Source organism: Bradyrhizobium sp. CCBAU 11361 (genome assembly GCF_028128935.1).
Lineage (GTDB): Bacteria > Pseudomonadota > Alphaproteobacteria > Rhizobiales > Xanthobacteraceae > Bradyrhizobium > Bradyrhizobium niftali.
Genome location: NZ_LBJZ01000195.1, coordinates 215,998 through 234,148, shown reverse-complemented (window position 1 = coordinate 234,148; position 18,151 = coordinate 215,998). Strand labels below are relative to the sequence as shown.

The following is an 18,151-nucleotide window of genomic DNA, read 5'->3' as shown; positions in this document are numbered from 1 at the left end:
GGGGAAGACTCCTGCTGGGCACGTTCGGGCGAATGAACGGGGAACGTTCTATCCGAGTGCGGGCGCAGAGGCAAAACAGCGACGAAGCGGGATAATTCATCCTGTCGCTCGGCCGCCCTTCTATGGAGAACGCAAAGTGCGGCGCGGCATGGTCCGGACGATCAGAAAGACCGGTACGAGTGTGGCCATGGCAAAGACGACAATGACGAGAGCCACGGCCAGCATCGGTCAACGACCGGTTTGCTGGTCCGGACGGGCGTCCGGCGCCACGTCGGGAGCTTTGGGCCCTTGATCCTTGTCGGGCAGCGGATCGGCCCGGGATTTCAGGTCGGCGGCCTTGCTGATCAGCTTGGCGGAAAGGTCAGAATCCGACGTCGTTCTGGCGAATTCGAGCAGGAGAGAGGCCTGCTTGGTGAGGTAGGTCTTGCCCAACACGATGATGCGTCCGTCCGTAGAAGTCCCAACGGACTCAAGAGTCCGGAAGCGGGCATTCCGTTCCCGGAACTCTGTATAAAAATGTACAAAGCGATTTGGTTCCTGATCTCTGGCCAAATCGGTTCCGGGGAACTCCCCGGTTTCACCCGCAGGCCGCTGTATCTCGATCAGATTCCCAGCGCTTTGAGCGCATCGCCGACATCGCGGGGCGAGGTCACATGCACCGCGGTCAATCCGCGCGCCCGCGCGCCCTCGACGTTTTCGGCGAGGTCGTCGAAGAACACGATGCGCCTGGCGGGCACGCCGATGGCCGCCACGACATGGTCGAATGCCGCTGCGTCCGGCTTGCGCAGGCCGATGCTGGACGACAGATAAAGCTCGCGGAAATGGCCGAGCAGGCCGGCATATTCCTTCGAGAAATGGTCGACATGCGGCCGGTTGGTGTTGGAGAAGGCGTAGAGCGGCATGCGCTTCGCCGCGCGCGGCAACAACTCCGCGATATCAGGCATCTCGCCCGCGAAGATCGCGTTCCAGCCCTCGAGGAATTGCGCATCCGAGATGCCGATCCCGAGCGAGGCGCGCAGCGAGGCGAAATAGTCCTCGTCGCTGATCTTGCCGACCTCGTGCAGCCGATAGGCCTCGCTGTCGCGCACATAGCGGGCAACGATCGCCTCCGGCTTGCAGCCGGCATGTCCCGCCCAGCAGGCGATCGCCTTCGAGAAATCGATGTCGAGCACGACACGCCCGAGATCGAACAAAAGCGCATCCGCGCTGCCGGGAGAGAGCGAGGTCATTGCATCCTTTCAGATCAGTATCGGTAAGGTTCGTGGTCGAACAGCGGGAACGCGCTGAACACGCTCGGCGCATTCGTTGCGGTCGCCTGATGCAGGCAGGACTTGTTGACCTCGGCGAACGAGGTGGCGCCCAACAGGCCGAGGCAGCGCAGCACCTCGTCCTCCAGAAGCTCCAGCATCCGCGTCACGCCGGCTTCGCCGGCCGCCGCCAGCGCCCAGCATTGCAACCGGCCGATGCCGACGAGGTCCGCGCCCGCCGCGATCGCCTTGACGATGTCGGTGCCGCGGCCGAAGCCGCCATCGACCATGATCTTGGCGCGGCCCTTCACGGCCTCGACGATCTCAGGCAGCACATGCATGGCGCCACGGCCGTGATCGAGCTGGCGGCCGCCATGGTTGGAGACGTAGATCCATTCGACGCCGTGATCGATCGCGATCAGCGCGTCCTCGGCGGTGGCAATACCCTTGAGGATCAGCGGAATCTTGAACTTGTCCTTGATCATCTTCACGGACCGCCACTCCAGGCCCTTCTGGAATTCGCCGCCGGTGGCGCGCAGGCGGCTCTCGCGAACGTAGCGCTTGGCGATGTCACGTTCGCGACGGCTGTAATGGGCGGTGTCGACGGTCAGGCAGAAGGCGGCGTAGGCGTGCTTTTCGGCCCGGCTGACGACATCGGCGACGTAGGCGTCGTCGCCGCGCACATAGAGCTGGAACAGGCGCAGCGCATCGGGAGCGGCCTCGGCGGTCTTCTCCAGGCCGGGCTCGGACACCGAGCTCAGCATGTGTGCCGCACCGAAGGTGCCGGCGGCACGGGCGACGCTCGCGGCGCCATCCGGGTCGAAGATCTCGAGCGCGCCGACCGGCGCGAGCACCACCGGCAGGCGCATCCTGCGGCCGAACTGCTCGACGGAGCCATCGACCTTGCGCACGTCGCGCAGCACGCGCGGGCGGAAGGCGATCTCGTCCAGCGCCATCCGGTTGCGGCGCATCGTGGTCTCGGTCTCGGCGGCGCCGACGATATAGTCCCAGGCATTCTGGTTGAGGTTGGCGCGCGCCTTCCGGATGAATTCGTGCAGATTCTGGAACGGCTCGCTGCTGGCGCCGAGTTCGGCGTTCCTTTCCGGCCGGATGCGGGGTGCTTCGTTCATTATTATCCTCCCGAGAATTTGAAGCCTTGTTTCATCGCCTAACCCGTCCAGCTCTCCAAAACCATCCTAAAATCGCATAGCTGCGAGGCGTGGGTCGGTCGACCGATTGCCGCATTGCGCGAAACGGTTTCGGAACGTTGCCAAAAGTTTAGGTCCGGGCGAAGGGATTTTTACCGTGTATCCGCCGGCGTGGCCGCCCGGCCTTGAAGAAACCAGAATGGTATTGTGAGAAGCGAGCTGGATCGCCATTTGCATGGCGCCTCCCAAGCCCCAAGAGAACCGCTAAAGCAAAAAGGCAAGCCTATCCATGCGGAAATCCCTGCTGTTCCCCCTGGGCGCGCTCACGGGAGCGTGTTTGACCCTTCTGGTAGCCAGTCCGCACGGCGGCGTGTGGGCGGCGCGGGCGGCAGCGAGCGCAGATGATGCCTATTCCCAGCTCAACCTGTTCGGCGAAGTCTTCGAGCGCGTGAAGGCGAGCTATGTCGAGAAGCCCGACAATGCCAAGCTGATCGAAGGCGCGATCACCGGCATGGTGACCTCGCTCGATCCGCATTCGCGCTACATGAACGACAAGGCCTGGACCGAGATGCAGGAGACCACCTCCGGCGAGTTCGGCGGGCTCGGCATCGAGGTCACGATGGAGGAGGGCCTGGTCAAGGTCGTCTCGCCGATCGACGACACGCCGGCGTCCAAGGCCGGCATCATGTCCGGCGACCTGATCAGCAAGATCGATGGCGATGCCGTGCAGGGCATGACGCTCGAGCAGGCCGTCAACAAGATGAAGGGCCCGGTCGACACCAAGACCAAGCTCACCATCGTGCGCAAGGGCGCCGACGCGCCGCTCGACATTGCGATCACTCGCGAGATCATCCATGTGCGGCCAGTCCGCTTCCACGTCGAGAACGGCGACATCGGCTATATCCGCGTCACCTCGTTCAACGAGCAGACCACCGACGGCCTGAAGAAGGCGATCGCGGCGATCTCCAGGGATATCCCGCAGGAGAAGCTCGCGGGCTATGTGATGGACCTGCGCAACAATCCGGGCGGCTTGCTCGACCAGGCCGTGTCGGTGTCGAGCGCGTTCCTTCAGCGCGGCGAGGTGGTCTCGACCCGCGGCCGCAATCCGGAAGAGACCCAGCGCTTCACCGCGCATGGCGGCGACCTCACCAAGGGCAAGCCGCTGGTGATCCTGGTCAACGGTGGCTCGGCCTCGGCCTCCGAGATCGTCGCCGGCGCGCTGCATGACCACAAGCGGGCCACGATCATCGGCACGCGCTCGTTCGGCAAGGGCTCGGTGCAGACCATCATTCCGCTCGGCGCCGGCAATGGCGCTCTGGCGCTGACGACGGCACGCTATTACACACCGTCGGGTCGCTCGATCCAGGCCCAGGGCATTGCGCCCGATATCGAGATCCTCCAGGACGTGCCGCCCGAGCTGAAGGGCCGGATGGATACCATGGCGGAGTCCCAGATGCGCGGCCATCTGTCGGCTTCCGACGGCACCGAGCAGACGGGATCGCAGTCCTACGTGCCGCCGGAAGAGAAGGACGACAAGGCCCTGCACGCGGCCTACGACTTCCTGCACGGCGTCACCGCGAATGCGGTCGCCGCGAAGCCCGCGCCGAAGGCTGCGGTGCCGAACTAAACGTCGCGACGCCCAGATATCGCCCGGGAGTGGATGACCGCTCCCGGGCGAATTCGTTTTGGGACTTCGCGTCAGCTCGGGTTCATGGCGGCAAGGGTCGCTTCATAGCGCCCGTCGCGCTCGGGCCAGCGGCGGGCGCGGTCGCGTTCGAACAGCACTTTGTCGCGGGGATGAACCCGCAGCTCCAGCAATTGCATGACCTCCGCGACATAGGCGTCGAGCGGCATGGCGCGTGCGTCGCTCGCTTGGGGGTGGTGATCCCGCATCTTCGTGAGCGGCGGGATCACCGTCCGGTCGTCATTGCTGCTTCTTCGGGCCAATGTGATGCGGGACGTCGGTCTTCGGTCCGCCGCCGTAATGGTGGCTGCCGCCGGATCCGCTGGTCGTCCCGCCGTCGCTCTCTTTCTTGCCCATGTGGTGTGGGACCTCGGTCTTGGGCCCTCCGGAATAGTGGTGGCCGTTCTTCTCGTCGGTCGTGTTCGTCGTGCTCGTCTGCGCCAAGGCGGGCAACGCGACGAACGACATGATCGCAGCGGCGGCGATCAGCTTGCGGTGACTCATTCTGGTTTCTCCTGTTTGATCTTGTCGAGTTGGTGTCAATCAAGTCCCGGTGGCTTGACCGAGTGGCAACCAAACCCGGAGTGGGATCGTCCAGGTTGAGCAAGATCAAGTGCCGACGCGCGCACTTGCGTCCGCCGATGCGTAGATCGTCGAGTTGCCGCAGGCGACGGGAAGTATCGATCTTCTTACAGAAAAAATTTTGCATCGATCGCACGAATTCGATGGCTTCACGTCATGCTCACTATGAGCTGCGGCGCCGTCGAGAGACGTCACTGGAAGATGACTCCCTCGATCGAAATGACACGAGGACGATGGTCGCCTCAATTCATTACATGGCCTGGCGACAAAAAGATTTGGCTGGCGCGTCGCCCGAGTTTGATGTCCGTCAAAAGAGCATCAACCACGCGACCTAGCGTGCCCGCGCGAACGAGCGGCGAGAGTGTCGCGCAACGATGACGGGCCGCAATGTCGCACAAGAATGGGAAGCACGCTGTTGATTGACGAGACGATCCAGGTGGCCGGTCGGCCGCTGCAAGTTGCATTTCTCCTGCGCCGCCGGTTGTGGGAGACGATCACGATCAGGTCGGTGCTGATCAAGCCGCGGCGCGATGTGCGCCTGGATCTGTTTCGCGGTCTGGCGAACTGGCTGATCTTTCTCGGGCACATTCCGGATTCCGCGCTCGCCTGGTTCACGACGCGAAACTACGGCTTCAGCGATGGCGCCGATCTGTTCGTGCTGATCTCCGGATACACCGCGACGTTCGTATTCGGCTCGATGATGATGGAGCGTGGCTTCGTCATCGGGGCAACCCGGCTACTGCGGCGGGTGTGGCAGCTCTATGTCGCTCACCTGCTGCTGTTCCTGGTCTATCTCACCGCCGTGCACTACATCGCGCACAGCTTTGATGATCTCCATCTGATGGATCAGTTCAACGTCGCGCCGCTCATGAACTTTCCCGTCGAGACGCTCTCGCAGGGCCTGATCCTCAAGTTCAAGCCGCTCAATCTCGACGTTCTACCGCTCTACATCGTGCTGATGGCCGCGTTTCCCGTCGTGCTCTGGTTCATGCTGCGATGGCGCAATGCAGTGATGATCGGCTCGCTCGGCCTCTATCTGGCTGCCCGACATTACGAATTGAATCTGCCGTCCTATCCGGCCGGAGTCTGGTACTTCAATCCGTTCGCCTGGCAGCTGCTTTTCGTATTCGGAGCCTGGCTGGCATTGGGAGGGGCGGCGGCAAGCCGCTGGCTGCTGTCGTCCCGCACGCTGCTCGTCCTCAGTAGCGGCTTCCTGATCCTTGCGCTCGCGATGACGCTGGCGGAACGAATTCCGGGGCTGCGGGACTACATTCCCGAGGAGCTCGCCGCCGTCTTGATTCCAAACGACAAGACCAATCTGGGTCCTTATCGCGTCATTCATCTGGCGAGCCTGGTGTTCATCGTTGTCTCGCTCATTCCGATCGACTGGCCCGGTCTGAAGTCGCCGGTGCTCCAACCCTTGATCAGATGCGGTCAGCAGTCGCTGTCCGTGTTCTGTGTCGGCCTCTTTCTTTCGTTCGTCGCGCATTTCGTGCTCGAGTCCGGATCCGAGGGGTTATGGGCCCAGCTGCTGGTCGGTGCTGCCGGCCTGTGGATCATGACGATCGTCGCCTACTACCGGACGTGGTCGAAGGGCATCGACAGGAGCCGCTCGACCGAGGAGGGCGGCGGATGATGACGTCCGGGCTGATCTTCACCGAAGAGATCCGCGGCCTCATTCTGCACGGCCTGCATTGGGCCGCCTCGACCATCGAGCTGCTCGGCGTGGTGGTCATCGTCTGCGGAGTGCTTGCTGCAACGGTCTGGTCGTTGAACGAGATGCGGCGCGGCGCGCCAGCCGACGCATTTCGTTCCTATCGCGCCAATCTTGGTCGCGGCATCCTGCTTGGCCTCGAATTCCTGATTGCCGCCGACATCATCGGAATGGTCGCGATCGTGCCGTCGTTCGACCGGCTCGGCATCCTGGCTCTGATCATCGTGATCCGCACGTTCCTGAGCTTCTCGCTCCAGATTGAAATCGAGGGGCGATGGCCGTGGCGAAGGCATGACAGGGAGGTAAGCGATGCAGCCCGCGGCGGCCTTTGACACTTCCCTGCGTAAGAGTTGGCGGCGTTTCGCGTCTATATGGCCTGACCCGCCCCACGCTGTCCTCATCGCCGACCTCGATGAGCAGATGACCATCCAAATCAACACCCGGAGAATGACCATGAACCGTTCGAGAAAATTCGGCGTGAGCGTAGCCGCCTTTGCCGTCCTCGCCCTGGGGCCGGTTGGGCTGTCGCCGGCAATCGCCGCCGGTCTTGCCCGGACCGCGATGATGGATGACGACAAGATGTCGAAGATGCCGGCCCCGTCGGATTCCAGCGGCAAGATGAACATGGGCCAGCCAGCGGGTCAGTCGCAGAACATGAGCGGCGGTCCGATGACCGACGACAAGATGAAGATGCCGCCGCAAAGCCAGATGCGGGACTGCCAGGGCGCCGGCTGTCAGGAGAGCTCCGGCATGATGCAGATGATGCAAATGATGGAGAAGATGATGCGCGGCCAGATGAGTTCGGCCGGCAGCAGCGGTGCGATGAGCGGCCCGGTGGATGTGACGGAGCGGATCGAGGGGCGGATCGCGTTCCTGAAGGCCGAGCTGCAGATCAGCGACAAGCAAGCCGCCGACTGGAACAGTGTCGCCGACGCCTTGCGTTCGAGCCGGCAGCACCTGCTGGAAGCGCGCGAGATGCTCGCGATGGATGACAGGTCGGGAAGCGCCGACCGTCTGGAGCATTACGAGCGGCATTTGTCCGAGCGTCTGGAGGCGATCAAATCGGCCCGCCTGGCCTTCACGCGGCTCTACGCGTCGTTGAACGAGAGCCAGAAGCAGACCGCAGACACGATCCTGCTGCCTCTGATTGCATCGTTCTGAGCTCTGGAATCGAGAGCGAGATCATGTTCGGTCTGTCCCTTCGATGTCGAGCCGGCCTGTCTGCGCTCGTCGTCCTGACGAGCCAGCTCGTGGCGAATGCCGCGCTCGCATCGGACTTCGGCCCCGGCCGCGCGCATCCGACAGGGCAGGTCGCGCAGCGTTGGGAGCTGGCGCAGGCAGAGGACGACCACGCCGCACATCATCCCGCAGCGTCCGGCTCCGCAGGCGGTGCGGCCGATGTGCCGCCCAGCGGCGCCACGCCGGGGATGATGGGTGGAATGGACGGCATGATGGGCCGGCCGCGCAAGGAGTTCTACCCGGCATTGATGGACATGCCGGCGCTGTCCGCCGAGCAGCGGAGCAGGCTGGAGGTCCAGGCGCGCGAGCGGATCAGCGCGGAGGCCGACCGCCTGGCGACTGCCGAAATGGATCTGCGGCACGCTATCGCCGGAGGCGATATCGTCGCGGCGGATCAGGCGTCGCGGCGGCTTCGCGAGTCCCTGAACGCGGTTCAGAGCGGCGTGGTCGCGCTGCGTTCGCTGCGCGAGGGCGAGCCACCGCAGCAGATCGCGCAGGCGTGGTTCAAGTCGCAGATGAACCTGTTGCCTCAACGCGGCGCCATGGCTGCGGATGACGGCACGCAGGGAATCTCCTGGTTTCACGTCACGACCATGGCGCTGCTGGTGCTGTTCTCGCTCACGCTGCTTGCCGTCTATGTCGCGCGCATGTGCCGGGCGAACGCGCTGGTCGATCGGCTGACGCGCGCGGTGGCTGCTCCGGCCGCTGCGGCGTCCCTTGCGTCCGCGCCGGTCGTCGGCTCGCCGGCCGACAAGGCCGAGGCGACATCTTCGCGGGAGGTAGATCGCCGGTCGCGGAGGGGCGAAGCGAGCCGCTCCTGGAAGGGCAAACTGAGGGTCTGCGCGATCTATCAGGAGACGCCGAACGTGAAGACCTTCCGTCTGCAAGCACCGGACGGCGACGCGATTCCGTTTGCATTCCTGCCGGGGCAGTTCCTGACCTATGCCATCGAGATCGACGGTGAGGCCGTCAGGCGTTCCTATACGATCGCGTCGTCCGCCGCCCAGACCGCCTATGTCGAGACCACGATCAAGCGCGAGGATGGCGGGCTTCTGTCCGACTACATGCATGGCCACCTGAAGGCGGGAGACCTCATCGAGGTTGCAGGCCCCTCCGGCGCCTTCACGTTCACCGGCACGGAAGCCGATAGCGTCGTCCTGATCGGTGGCGGTGTCGGCATCACGCCGCTGATGGCAGCGATCCGATATCTCTCGGATATTGCATGGCCCGGCCCCATCTACCTCGTCTATGGCGCGCAGACGACCGAGCAGTTCATTTTCCGGGACGAGCTGGAATATCTTCAACGCAGGATGAACAATCTGCACGTCGCGGCCACGATGGTGCGGGCCGCGGGTACGTCGTGGATGGGAAGCGAGGGGCAGATCACGGCCGAGTTCCTGACGCAGGCTGTGCCTGATCTCACCAGACGACGCGTTCACTTGTGCGGTCCGCCCGGAATGATGGACGCGCTCAGGAAGACGTTGATCGGGCTCGGCGTGCCCCGCGAGCAGATCAAGACGGAGGCCTTCGGGCCCGCCCGCGGAGCCGTCCCACCTCCCGGCAAGGTCGGCGCCGAAGTGCCGATGCCGGGAGTAGAGGCGGGCAATCAAGGGGACGCGGCGGCCGGTCCTGCAACGGCCACCATCCGCTTTGCGAGATCCGGCAAGGTCGTGGCGCTGCCTCCGGACAAGAGCGTCCTGGAGGTGGCCGAGAGCGCGGGCGTTTCGATCGACTATTCCTGTAGGGCTGGGGTCTGCGGCGTCTGCAAGACGCATCTGTTGCAAGGAAACGTCACGATGGAAGTCCAGGACGCCCTGACCGCAGACGACAAGGCGAACGGTCTGATCCTGGCCTGCCAGGCGAGATCGGTCGGAGATCTGGTCGTCGAGGCCTGACATGATGGATCGGAGAGGGCGCCTGATCGCCGACGTCGCTCTGGCGGCCCTGTTGTTGCTGGTGCCGGCGTTCCTGCTGCACTCCGATAGCCGGTTCGCAGGAAGCCTCGCCGGCTTTGTCCCCGGGGCCTGCGCGGCCGTGCTGATGATTCTTCTTCTCGTCTATCCGATGACGAAGTACAGCGCGGGTCTGAAGGCCCTGGTCACGCGGTGCGTGTCGATGCCGACGCTCCTGGCGTTTCACGCCTATGCCGGAATCGTCGCGGCATTTTTCGCCCTTCTGCACACGGGGCACAAGTTTCAAAGTCCGCTCGGGATCGCCCTGGTTACCAGCATGCTGATCGTTGTCGTCACCGGATTTGTCGGGCGCTATTACCTGCCGCAAACCGCGATGGAGCTCCGCCAGCAGCAGTCGCATCTGGCGACCTTGAGGTCGGCCTATGAGCACATTGCGTCGGCGATGTCGTCGCCCGATCGGGCGGTGCGTGACGGGACCGCCGTGCCTGCATCGACGTTGCGGAATGTGCCCCTGCTGCAGCTCGTCGATGGCATTTCCGATCTCGAATCGGCGATCGGATCGAGCGAAGCAATCAAGAAGATCTTCCTGCAATGGATCGGGCTGCATGTCATGGCGGCGGTCGTCATGTATGCGCTGCTCGCGGTGCATGTGGCGGCCGAGGTCCACTACGGGTTGCGGTGGCTCGCGTGACGATCAAGGGCGTGCTCTACGCCGCAATCGCGACACTGGCCGTCGCAAGCGCGGCCGTCGTGTCGATCGCCCTGTATCGGGGCGGCTCCGAGGTCGTTCCAGGGTGGGCAAGGTTTGTGACGCCCGGGCCACTTTCCGGGAAGCATGCATTTCTGTCCGACAGATGCGAGAGCTGCCACACGCCGGTCAAGGGCGTCGATGCAGCGGCCTGTATCTCCTGTCACGCGCCTTCCGCCGGGGATCTCGCCAAGCAGTCGACGGCCTTTCATGCCACGGCGGGCAGTCAATGTTCCGGCTGCCATCTCGAGCACATGGGTGAACTGCGGCCGATCAGGATGGACCACGCGTCACTGCTTCAGGTCGCAACGTCTGCCTCCGGCAGGAAGTTGTTTGACCGGGTCGCGGCCGATCAACTGACTGCGGACCTGAAGGAGTTTCTCGGCGTGCCAAAGTCAGACCGGCGAGAAAAGGCTGCGCTCGACTGTGCCAGCTGCCATAGCAACCGGGAGCCGCACCGCGAATTGTTCGGACGGGACTGCGCGGATTGCCATGGGCTCGCGTCCTGGAAGATCGCTGGTTTCCTGCACCCCTCGCCGACGTCGAGGGACTGCGCCCAATGCCATCAGGCGCCGCCGAGCCACTACATGGGTCACTTCGTCATGATGGATCGGATGATCGCGGGGCAGGAGCACGCATCGGTCGATCAATGCTTTCTGTGTCACAGAACCGACTCGTTCAACGACGTCAAAGGCGTCGGCTGGATGAAGCATCATTGACGGATTCGGTCGAGCGACGGAGATGGGTGCAATATATTACAGGGCTCGACCAAAAAAATCGGGAGCTCATTTCCGCGCCGCATCTGGCATGGCGCACGACTCTCCTCACCGTTCTTGCAGTGTCGAAGCCGTGTGCGTCGTTTTCTATTGGCCGTCACTGCAACCAGAGCTATATGTTTCCGGTCGGGACAGCAGGTGCAGGGATGATTGGCTTGCGAAAGCCGAGGCGAAGATGGTGGGGATGGCTTGTCGCCATCACTTACCTGCTCGCGTCGATGACGCCGTCTCTCGCGATCTCGATTTCCCTCGACGCAGCGATGCAGTGCGACCATCAGGGTGATCAGCCTGGAGATGCGCACGATCACGCTGGCGGATCGGCAGTACATTCGCATGACGTTGCGATGGCCGGGGATTGCGACGACGACCAGGACCGGCCCAGCGAGCGGCATGCGACCTGCTGCGGCTCGGTGCTTTGCTTCAGCGCCGTGTGGCCGCAAGCTCCGGCCATTGCGGAGTTCATGGTGCCGCGCTCGCGCTGCGAGGCGCAGCCTGACGTGATCGGCGACGAAGGCACGTTCCGCCGCCACTACCGGCCCCCCATCGCCTGAGATAGCACCCGAAAACCGGACTGCGTCGCTCCAGGTGCGAGCGCGGATCGACACGTCTGCGAGGGGCACTTTGCCATGCGGATGACGGCGATACGCGCCACGACCTCACACGCGGCGGAGTGACGGCGCCGGCCTCGGTGTTGCTCGCGCGCGCTGAGCGCCACGGGCTGAGTGGAAGAACGCCGAGAAAACGATCGTCCGTTTGCAGAAACACAGGTCGCCACGTGAGCGCCGCTGGAGCGGTGATTTCTCGCGACCCCTGTTCGGGAGGCTGCCGCACCGGCTGATGGCAGCCGCGCCGTCGCGTTTCCGCTCCAACGAAGCGATCTACCGAATGTCATGCAAGGACGATGCGTCATGAAATCGCCGAACGAGAGTCTGCCGGCGCAGACAGCCGGTCCCTTGGATGTGCAGGACGCAGTCGTTCGTGCCGCCCTCGTCGGCAGTTACGATCGCCTCCGCAGCTATCTACAGCGACGCTTTGGCGGGAAGGCGGAAGCGGAGGAGGTGCTCCAGGCGTTCATGTTGCGCGCGCTGGAGCGGTCCGGCGACATTCGCGATGCGGACTCGGTTCGAGGCTGGTTGAGCAGGGTCCTGGCGACGACGATCGCCGACTTTCACCGTCAGACGTCAAAGAGCAGAACGCGAGAGATGCCGTTCCCGCATGAGCTCAACGAGCGTCTCGCGGCCGATCAGGATCCCGCGGCGAATGCCGCGGTCTGCGAGTGCCTTCATACCCATCTATCCCTGCTGAAGCCGGAACATGCCGACGTCATCAGAAGGGTGGATCTCGCCGGTGAGCCGCGGGAGCTGGTTGCAGCCGACCTGGGCGTGACCGTCAACAACCTGACCGTTCGCCTTCATCGCGCCCGACACGCCCTGAAGGAGCGTCTTGAGCAGACCTGCGTTGTGTGTTTGGAGGAAAGCTTCTGGGAATGCCGCTGCGCCGACAACAGAAGTCCGACCTAACCCGCCTCGCGGCGGCGGCTCTCGTTGCCGTCGCGCGGGGCGAGCCGGCTGCGATGCAGTGCGAACAGCTCCAGCACCTTGTCGGCCGGCTTTGCGGCGCTGAACAGGTAGCCCTGCATCTCGGAGCAGCCGAGCGTGCGGAGCAGGCGCCGCTGCTCCTCGGTCTCGACGCCCTCGGCGGTGGTGGTCATGCGGCGGGAGGCCGCAAGGTTGACGACGGCCTGGACGATGCTGGCGGAGCCGTCTGGGCCGGCGATGTCGTTGACGAAGCAGCGGTCGATCTTGATCTTGTCGAACGGGAAGCGGTGCAGGTAGCTCAGCGAGGAGTAGCCGGTGCCGAAATCGTCGAGCGCGATGTGCACGCCGATGGCACGGAGCTGGTGCAGGATCGCCAGCGCGGTGTCGTCGTCGCGGATCAGCACCGCCTCGGTGATCTCGAGCTCGAGCCGGCTCGCCGGCAGGTTGGAGGCGGCGAGCGCCGCCATGATCTTCAGCGCCAGCGTGCCGCTCTTGAACTGCACCGGCGAGACGTTGACGGCGAGACGGATGTCGTCGGGCCATGTGGCTGCGTCGCGGCAGGCGGTCGCCAGCACCCATTCGCCGATCTCGTTGATCAGGCCGGTATCCTCCGCGATTGGGATGAATTCGGCCGGCGAGACCATGCCGCGATCGGGGTGGCGCCAGCGCACCAGTGCCTCGCAGCCGGTGATGCGATCGTCCTTCAGGCCGAGGCAGGGCTGGTAATAGACCTCGAGGCCGCCATCGGCGATGGCGTGGCGCAGGTCGATCTCGAGCTGCCGCCGATCGCGGACCTTGGCGTCCATCTCCGGCTCGAAGAAGCGATAGGTGCGGCGTCCGGCGGATTTGGCGGCGTACATCGCCATGTCCGCGTTCTTCAGGAGCTGGTCCAGCGCGGTCCCGTGACCCGGCGCCAGCGCGATGCCGATGCTGGCGTCGGAGGTGAGGTGGTGGCCCATGCAGTCGAAGGGTGCGCGGATGGACTCGAAAACCCGGGCGACGAGATCGTTGACCTGGTCCGGCGACGTCACTGCGCTCTGCACGATGGCAAATTCGTCGCCGCCGAGCCGCGCCACGAAATCCGCCGGGCCCGCGCAGCCGCTGAGGCTCGTTGCGACCGATTTCAGGAGCTCGTCGCCGACGAGGTGGCCGAGCGCGTCGTTGACGCCCTTGAACTCGTCGATGTCGATGTAATGCACCGCGATCTCTTCGCCGTCGACGATGGCGGCCAGCTGCTGCCGCAGATGCTCGTGGAACATGGCGCGGTTGGGCAGGTCGGTCAGCGCGTCGTAATGGGCGAGGTGGGTGATGCGCTCCTCGATGCGCCGGCGCTCGGTGATGTCCTCGTGCGTCGCCACCCAGCCGCCGTCCGCGAGCGGTTCGTTGAGGATGTGGATCGAGCGCCCGTCGGCGGTGTCGACCACCATGGAGCTGCGCGCGTGGACGTCGCCGAGCACGCGCGCGACATAGTTGTCGACGTCGCCGGTGAACGACCCGGTCGCCCTGCGGTGGGCAATGATGTCGTGGAAGCTGGAGCCCGGCTTCACCACCTCGGGCGACAGGCCGTACATCTCGATATAGCGTTCGTTGCACACCACGAGCCGCTGCTCGGCGTCGAACAGCAGCAGGCCCTGGGTCATGTTGTTGACGGCGCGGTCGAGGCGCTGCTTTTCCAGCATCAGCCGTTCCCGCGAGAGGCGGTGCTGCTCCAGAAGCTTGCGCACGATCGCGATCAGCACGCCGGCGATGGCGAGCGCGGAAGCAGCGGCGACCGAGATCAGGATGCCGATCTGCTCGCGCCAATCCGTCAGGGCCGCCGCGCGCGTCGCGGTGGCCATCATCAAGGTCGGGAAATGGGGCAGGGCATGCGAGGAGATCATGCGGTCCTCGCCATCGACGGGGCTGATGAAGCGTCCGGCAAAATGGTCGAGGCTGAAGACTCTCTGCTGCGCGAACGGGCCGTTCCTGAAGTTCCGCCCCATCAATTCGCCGGAATGCGGGTAGCGGGCGAGCAGCGTGCCGTCACGATGCAGCATCGAGATGGTCGCGCCTCCGCCGAGCACGACGGACTCGAAGAACTTCTCGAAATTGGCCGGCTCGATGCCGCGTCCGACTACGCCCATGAACTCGCCGTTCGGGCCGACGATCTTGCGGACGATCACGATGGTCCATGCGCCCGAAATGCGGCTATGCACCGGCTCGACCAGGACGTCGGGCGCATCGGGGGCGTATCGGAAGGTACGGAAATAGGCGCGATCGGCGACGTTGACCTTCGGAGCCGGCCACGCCGTCGACGAGTTGATCAGATTGCCTTCGGCATCGATGACGTTGACGCCGCCCATGTAGGGAAGCGCCTCGATCTTCGAGCGCAGCAGACGGTGGATGTCCTGGCCGGAAAGGCGCTTGCGATAGTCTTCCGCGCTGGCAATGCCGATCGCGCGGACGTGGTCGACAAAATCCTTCTGGATGACCGCGAAATCCTGCAATTGCTGATCGAAATGATGGGCGAGCATCAGCACGGTGTTTTCGAGCTCGCGGCCGGAGTTGCGCAGCGCGCGCTCGCGGAAGTTCTGCGCCATCAGGACCGCACCGACGGCGATCGCGGCGATCAGCAGCGTGCCGCCCACGACCAGCCAGCGGATCGGTCCGCTGCGCACAAAGGCCTGGTCAAAGAGGCGACTGCCGTATTTCGTCATCATGTGGATCGTTGCCGCACACACGCCAGGATCAATTCCTGGACCTCAAAACATCCGTCGGTTTACGGGAACGGTGTGGAGGCGAAGTTAGGAAGCGCGGTTAATGCGGCATGAACGTCCACACGCAAAAGCAATCGATACGCGGGATGCTGGACGTGCAGAAATTGCCGCAAGGTTCCTGCAATGCCGATCAATTCCTGCCGGTCATGCGCCGATCAACCAAGGCTTAACCATCTAACATGCTGGCGCTCCTCACGGCGGCACTGGCACGTAATTTGCGAACACGCGTGCCAACGAGACAGTGAGGACACGACGATGAAAAACACCTTGAAGAACTTCCTCGCCGACGAGCGCGGCGCGACCGCGATCGAATACGGCCTGATTGCAGCCGGCATCGCGCTTGCGATCATCACCGTTGTGAACGGCATGGGCAGCAAGCTCAACACCAAATTCGGCTCGATCAGCTCTTCGCTGAAGTGAGGACCACGCGCTCAGGCGCGGTAATGGCCGGACTTGCCGCCGAGCTTCTCGACGAGATGGATGCCCTCGATGCGCACGCCGCGCTCGACCGCCTTGATCATGTCGTAGATGGTGAGGCAGGCGACGGACACGGCCGTGAGCGCCTCCATCTCGACGCCGGTCGGGCCCGTCACCTTCACGCTGGCACGGACGAGGCAGCCCGGCAGCTTTGCGTCGGGCTCGATATCGACCGTGACCTTCGACAGCGCGAGCGGATGGCAGAGCGGGATCAGCTCCGAGGTGCGCTTGGCGGCCATGATGCCGGCGATGCGCGCGGTGCCGAGCACATCGCCTTTTTTGGCGTTGCCCGAGACAATGAGATCAAGCGTCGCCGTGGTCATGAGGACGCGGCCTTCGGCGACCGCAAGCCGTTCGGTCGCGGGCTTGTCCGAGACGTCCACCATCCGCGCCTCGCCGGAGGCGCCGATATGGGTGAGGGCAGGGCCGGCCTTGGTAGCCTTGGTCTTGGTGGGCCTCTTGGCCGGCTTGCGCGCCATCTCAGCGCGTACCGGTCGCGCGGTCCGTCGTCTCGCGCGCGAGCAGCGCGCGCGTGGCGGCGGTCACATCGGTCTGCCGCATCAGGCTCTCGCCGACCAGGAAGGTCGACATGCCGACACGCTCGAGCCGGGCGAGGTCGGCGGGCGTGAAGATGCCGCTCTCGCCGACCATCAGCCGGTCCCCGGGGATCAGCGGCGCCAATGCTTCGCTGGTCGCGAGCGTGGTCTCGAAGGTGCGCAGGTTCCTATTGTTGACGCCGATCATCGGCGAGCGCAGCTTGAGCGCGCGGTCGAGCTCGGCGCGGTCGTGGATCTCGATCAGCACATCCATGCCATGGGCGATAGCCGTGTCTTCCAGGTCCCTGGCGGTGGCGTCATCGAGCGCGGCCATGATGATCAGGATGCAGTCGGCGCCATGCGCGCGGGCTTCGACCACCTGATAGGCGTCGAACATGAAGTCCTTGCGCAGCACCGGCAGCGCCGTCGCCGCACGCGCGGCCACCATGAAGTCGAGATGGCCCTGGAACGACGGCGTGTCTGTCAGCACTGAGAGGCAGGCGGCGCCGCCGGCCTCATAGGCCTTGGCAAGCTGGGGCGGATCGAAATCGGCGCGGATCAGCCCCTTCGACGGCGAGGCCTTCTTGACCTCGGCGATCAGCGCGAAGTCGCCGTCGGCATGCTTGGCCTTGATGGCGCGCAGGAAGCCGCGCGGTGCGGCCTGCGCCTTGGCCCTTGCTTCGACAACGGAGAACGGCTGCGCGCGCTTGGCAGCCGCGATCTCTTCGCGCTTGTACGTCTCGATCTTGGTCAGGATGTCCGACATGTCAGGCTCAGCCGTTGGAGACCGCGATCAGATGCTTCAGCCGTGCATTGGCCGCGCCGCTGTCGAGCGATTTGGCGCCGATCGCGACGCCCTCCTTGAGGTCCTTGGCACGCCCGGCCACGATCAGCGCGGCCGCCGCGTTCATCAGCGCCACGTCGCGGTAGGGGCTCGGCTTGCCGCTGAGCACGCTTTGCAGCGCAATCGCATTGGCGTCGGCATCTCCTCCCTTGAGCGCACCGGGCTCGCAGCGCGGCAGGCCCGCTTCCTCCGGCGTCACCTCGAAGTTCCTGATCTCACCATTGTGGAGCGAGGATACGAAAGTCGGGCCGGTGAGGGTGATTTCGTCGAGGCCGTCGGAGCCGTGCACCACCCAGGCGGATTCAGAGCCGAGGTTCTTGAGCACCTGCGCCAGCGGTTGCACCCACTGCCGCGAGAACACGCCGACCATCTGCCGCTTCACGCCGGCCGGATTGGACAACGGGCCGAGCAAATTGAAGATCGTGCGGGTGGCGAGTTCGACCCGGGTCGGGCCGACATTCTTCATCGCGGGATGGTGGGCAGGGGCGAACATGAAGCCGATGCCGCATTCGCGCACGCAGCGCCCGACCTGCTCCGGCCTGAGGTCGATCCTCACCCCGAGCGAAGCCAGCACATCGGCGGCGCCGGAGCGTGAGGACAGTGCGCGGTTGCCGTGCTTGGCCACCGGCACGCCGGCGCCCGAGACGATGAAGGAGGCACAGGTCGAGACGTTGACCGAACCGGAGCCGTCGCCGCCGGTACCGACGATGTCGATGGCGTCGGGCGGTGCCGTCACCGTCAGCATCTTGGACCGCATCGCCGCGACCGCGCCGGTGATCTCGTCCACGGTCTCGCCGCGTACCCGCAGCGCCATCAGCAGGCCGCCCATCTGCGAGGGCGTGGCTTCGCCCGACATCATGGCGTCGAAGGCGGAAGCCGCTTCGTCACGCGACAGGCTAGCGCCGGTCGCCACTTTTCCAATGATCGATTTCAGGTCGTCCATCGCGTG

General features: G+C 64.5%; 19 protein-coding genes. 10 read left to right on the top strand and 9 right to left on the bottom strand.

The window, feature by feature from the left end; genetic code table 11:
- Window positions 1-228 precede the first annotated feature (228 nt).
- The 3 genes from XI08_RS36640 to XI08_RS36630 all read right to left on the bottom strand — a co-directional run bounded on the left by XI08_RS36640 (window position 229) and on the right by XI08_RS36630 (window position 2,377).
- On the bottom strand, window positions 229-435 hold the full coding sequence (locus tag XI08_RS36640; protein ID WP_027545813.1) for a hypothetical protein: 207 nt from the start codon (window positions 433-435) through the stop codon (window positions 229-231).
- Between the two features lie 167 nt (window positions 436-602).
- Window positions 603-1,229: an HAD family hydrolase gene (locus XI08_RS36635; RefSeq protein WP_027545814.1), complete on the bottom strand. Its 627-nt coding sequence runs from the start codon at window positions 1,227-1,229 to the stop codon at window positions 603-605.
- Window positions 1,230-1,243: 14 nt separating this feature from the next.
- Window positions 1,244-2,377, bottom strand: a complete 1,134-nt coding sequence (locus tag XI08_RS36630) for an alpha-hydroxy acid oxidase (RefSeq protein WP_271578140.1) — start codon at window positions 2,375-2,377, stop codon at window positions 1,244-1,246.
- A gap of 307 nt (window positions 2,378-2,684) precedes the next feature.
- On the opposite strand from XI08_RS36630, the gene XI08_RS36625 reads away from it, so the two are divergent.
- Window positions 2,685-4,022 carry a S41 family peptidase gene (locus tag XI08_RS36625; RefSeq protein ID WP_271578139.1) on the top strand — a complete coding sequence of 446 codons (1,338 nt, stop codon included), beginning with the start codon at window positions 2,685-2,687 and terminating at the stop codon, window positions 4,020-4,022.
- A gap of 71 nt (window positions 4,023-4,093) precedes the next feature.
- Here the strand turns inward: XI08_RS36625 and XI08_RS36620 are convergent, their stop codons facing one another.
- Both XI08_RS36620 and XI08_RS36615 read right to left on the bottom strand, forming a co-directional pair.
- Window positions 4,094-4,309: a hypothetical protein gene (locus XI08_RS36620; RefSeq protein WP_271578138.1), complete on the bottom strand. Its 216-nt coding sequence runs from the start codon at window positions 4,307-4,309 to the stop codon at window positions 4,094-4,096.
- A gap of 10 nt (window positions 4,310-4,319) precedes the next feature.
- Window positions 4,320-4,583 (bottom strand): hypothetical protein, encoded by a 264-nt coding sequence (locus tag XI08_RS36615; RefSeq protein ID WP_271578137.1) that lies wholly within the window; start codon window positions 4,581-4,583, stop codon window positions 4,320-4,322.
- A gap of 493 nt (window positions 4,584-5,076) precedes the next feature.
- On the opposite strand from XI08_RS36615, the gene XI08_RS36610 reads away from it, so the two are divergent.
- The 8 genes from XI08_RS36610 to XI08_RS36575 all read left to right on the top strand — a co-directional run bounded on the left by XI08_RS36610 (window position 5,077) and on the right by XI08_RS36575 (window position 12,571).
- A complete protein-coding gene (locus XI08_RS36610; protein WP_271578136.1) occupies window positions 5,077-6,297 on the top strand; it encodes an OpgC domain-containing protein in 1,221 nt (406 codons plus the stop codon).
- A complete protein-coding gene (locus tag XI08_RS36605; RefSeq protein WP_092181147.1) occupies window positions 6,294-6,707 on the top strand; it encodes a DUF1622 domain-containing protein in 414 nt (137 codons plus the stop codon). Before XI08_RS36610 ends, XI08_RS36605 begins: the two co-directional genes overlap by 4 nt.
- Window positions 6,685-7,536 carry a Spy/CpxP family protein refolding chaperone gene (locus tag XI08_RS36600; protein WP_271578135.1) on the top strand — a complete coding sequence of 284 codons (852 nt, stop codon included), beginning with the start codon at window positions 6,685-6,687 and terminating at the stop codon, window positions 7,534-7,536. The genes XI08_RS36605 and XI08_RS36600 overlap by 23 nt, the downstream gene beginning before the upstream one ends.
- 23 nt (window positions 7,537-7,559) lie before the next feature.
- A complete protein-coding gene (locus tag XI08_RS36595; RefSeq protein WP_271578134.1) occupies window positions 7,560-9,509 on the top strand; it encodes an FAD-binding oxidoreductase in 1,950 nt (649 codons plus the stop codon).
- A gap of 1 nt (window position 9,510) precedes the next feature.
- Complete coding sequence (locus XI08_RS36590) at window positions 9,511-10,218, top strand: iron reductase (protein WP_271578133.1); 708 nt, start codon at window positions 9,511-9,513, stop codon at window positions 10,216-10,218.
- Window positions 10,215-10,994 carry a class III cytochrome C family protein gene (locus XI08_RS36585; RefSeq protein ID WP_271578132.1) on the top strand — a complete coding sequence of 260 codons (780 nt, stop codon included), beginning with the start codon at window positions 10,215-10,217 and terminating at the stop codon, window positions 10,992-10,994. The genes XI08_RS36590 and XI08_RS36585 overlap by 4 nt, the downstream gene beginning before the upstream one ends.
- A complete protein-coding gene (locus tag XI08_RS36580) occupies window positions 10,991-11,602 on the top strand; it encodes a hypothetical protein (RefSeq protein WP_271578131.1) in 612 nt (203 codons plus the stop codon). Before XI08_RS36585 ends, XI08_RS36580 begins: the two co-directional genes overlap by 4 nt.
- Before the next feature lie 357 nt (window positions 11,603-11,959).
- Complete coding sequence (locus XI08_RS36575) at window positions 11,960-12,571, top strand: RNA polymerase sigma factor (RefSeq protein WP_271578130.1); 612 nt, start codon at window positions 11,960-11,962, stop codon at window positions 12,569-12,571.
- Here XI08_RS36575 and XI08_RS36570 read toward each other — a convergent pair.
- A complete protein-coding gene (locus tag XI08_RS36570; protein WP_271578175.1) occupies window positions 12,568-15,288 on the bottom strand; it encodes a bifunctional diguanylate cyclase/phosphodiesterase in 2,721 nt (906 codons plus the stop codon). The two genes, XI08_RS36575 and XI08_RS36570, sit on opposite strands and share 4 nt — an antisense overlap.
- Before the next feature lie 312 nt (window positions 15,289-15,600).
- Between XI08_RS36570 and XI08_RS36565 the strand changes: the two genes are divergently transcribed.
- A complete protein-coding gene (locus XI08_RS36565; protein ID WP_027545828.1) occupies window positions 15,601-15,765 on the top strand; it encodes a Flp family type IVb pilin in 165 nt (54 codons plus the stop codon).
- An 11-nt stretch (window positions 15,766-15,776) separates the two neighbouring features.
- On the opposite strand, the gene moaC is transcribed toward XI08_RS36565, so the two are convergent.
- The 3 genes from moaC to trpD are packed head-to-tail and all read right to left on the bottom strand — an operon-like array spanning window position 15,777 to window position 18,145.
- Window positions 15,777-16,301: a cyclic pyranopterin monophosphate synthase MoaC gene (moaC, locus tag XI08_RS36560; RefSeq protein WP_271578129.1), complete on the bottom strand. Its 525-nt coding sequence runs from the start codon at window positions 16,299-16,301 to the stop codon at window positions 15,777-15,779.
- Window position 16,302: 1 nt separating this feature from the next.
- Complete coding sequence (gene trpC, locus XI08_RS36555; protein WP_271578128.1) at window positions 16,303-17,124, bottom strand: indole-3-glycerol phosphate synthase TrpC; 822 nt, start codon at window positions 17,122-17,124, stop codon at window positions 16,303-16,305.
- A 7-nt stretch (window positions 17,125-17,131) separates the two neighbouring features.
- On the bottom strand, window positions 17,132-18,145 hold the full coding sequence (trpD, locus tag XI08_RS36550) for an anthranilate phosphoribosyltransferase (protein WP_271578127.1): 1,014 nt from the start codon (window positions 18,143-18,145) through the stop codon (window positions 17,132-17,134).
- Window positions 18,146-18,151: the final 6 nt, after the last annotated feature.

What these genes read in the sequence shown, in the direction of transcription:
- XI08_RS36615 (WP_271578137.1), bottom strand. Translation starts at nt 4,583, where the DNA reads ATGAGTCACCGCAAGCTGATCGCCGCCGCTGCGATCATGTCGTTCGTC.
- XI08_RS36575 (WP_271578130.1), top strand. Translation starts at nt 11,960, where the DNA reads ATGAAATCGCCGAACGAGAGTCTGCCGGCGCAGACAGCCGGTCCCTTG.
- XI08_RS36595 (WP_271578134.1), top strand. Translation starts at nt 7,560, where the DNA reads ATGTTCGGTCTGTCCCTTCGATGTCGAGCCGGCCTGTCTGCGCTCGTC.
- XI08_RS36605 (WP_092181147.1), top strand. Translation starts at nt 6,294, where the DNA reads ATGATGACGTCCGGGCTGATCTTCACCGAAGAGATCCGCGGCCTCATT.
- XI08_RS36570 (WP_271578175.1), bottom strand. Translation starts at nt 15,288, where the DNA reads ATGATGACGAAATACGGCAGTCGCCTCTTTGACCAGGCCTTTGTGCGC.
- XI08_RS36600 (WP_271578135.1), top strand. Translation starts at nt 6,685, where the DNA reads ATGCAGCCCGCGGCGGCCTTTGACACTTCCCTGCGTAAGAGTTGGCGG.
- XI08_RS36590 (WP_271578133.1), top strand. Translation starts at nt 9,511, where the DNA reads ATGATGGATCGGAGAGGGCGCCTGATCGCCGACGTCGCTCTGGCGGCC.
- trpD (WP_271578127.1), bottom strand. Translation starts at nt 18,145, where the DNA reads ATGGACGACCTGAAATCGATCATTGGAAAAGTGGCGACCGGCGCTAGC.
- XI08_RS36565 (WP_027545828.1), top strand. Translation starts at nt 15,601, where the DNA reads ATGAAAAACACCTTGAAGAACTTCCTCGCCGACGAGCGCGGCGCGACC.
- XI08_RS36630 (WP_271578140.1), bottom strand. Translation starts at nt 2,377, where the DNA reads ATGAACGAAGCACCCCGCATCCGGCCGGAAAGGAACGCCGAACTCGGC.
- XI08_RS36635 (WP_027545814.1), bottom strand. Translation starts at nt 1,229, where the DNA reads ATGACCTCGCTCTCTCCCGGCAGCGCGGATGCGCTTTTGTTCGATCTC.
- trpC (WP_271578128.1), bottom strand. Translation starts at nt 17,124, where the DNA reads ATGTCGGACATCCTGACCAAGATCGAGACGTACAAGCGCGAAGAGATC.
- moaC (WP_271578129.1), bottom strand. Translation starts at nt 16,301, where the DNA reads ATGGCGCGCAAGCCGGCCAAGAGGCCCACCAAGACCAAGGCTACCAAG.
- XI08_RS36625 (WP_271578139.1), top strand. Translation starts at nt 2,685, where the DNA reads ATGCGGAAATCCCTGCTGTTCCCCCTGGGCGCGCTCACGGGAGCGTGT.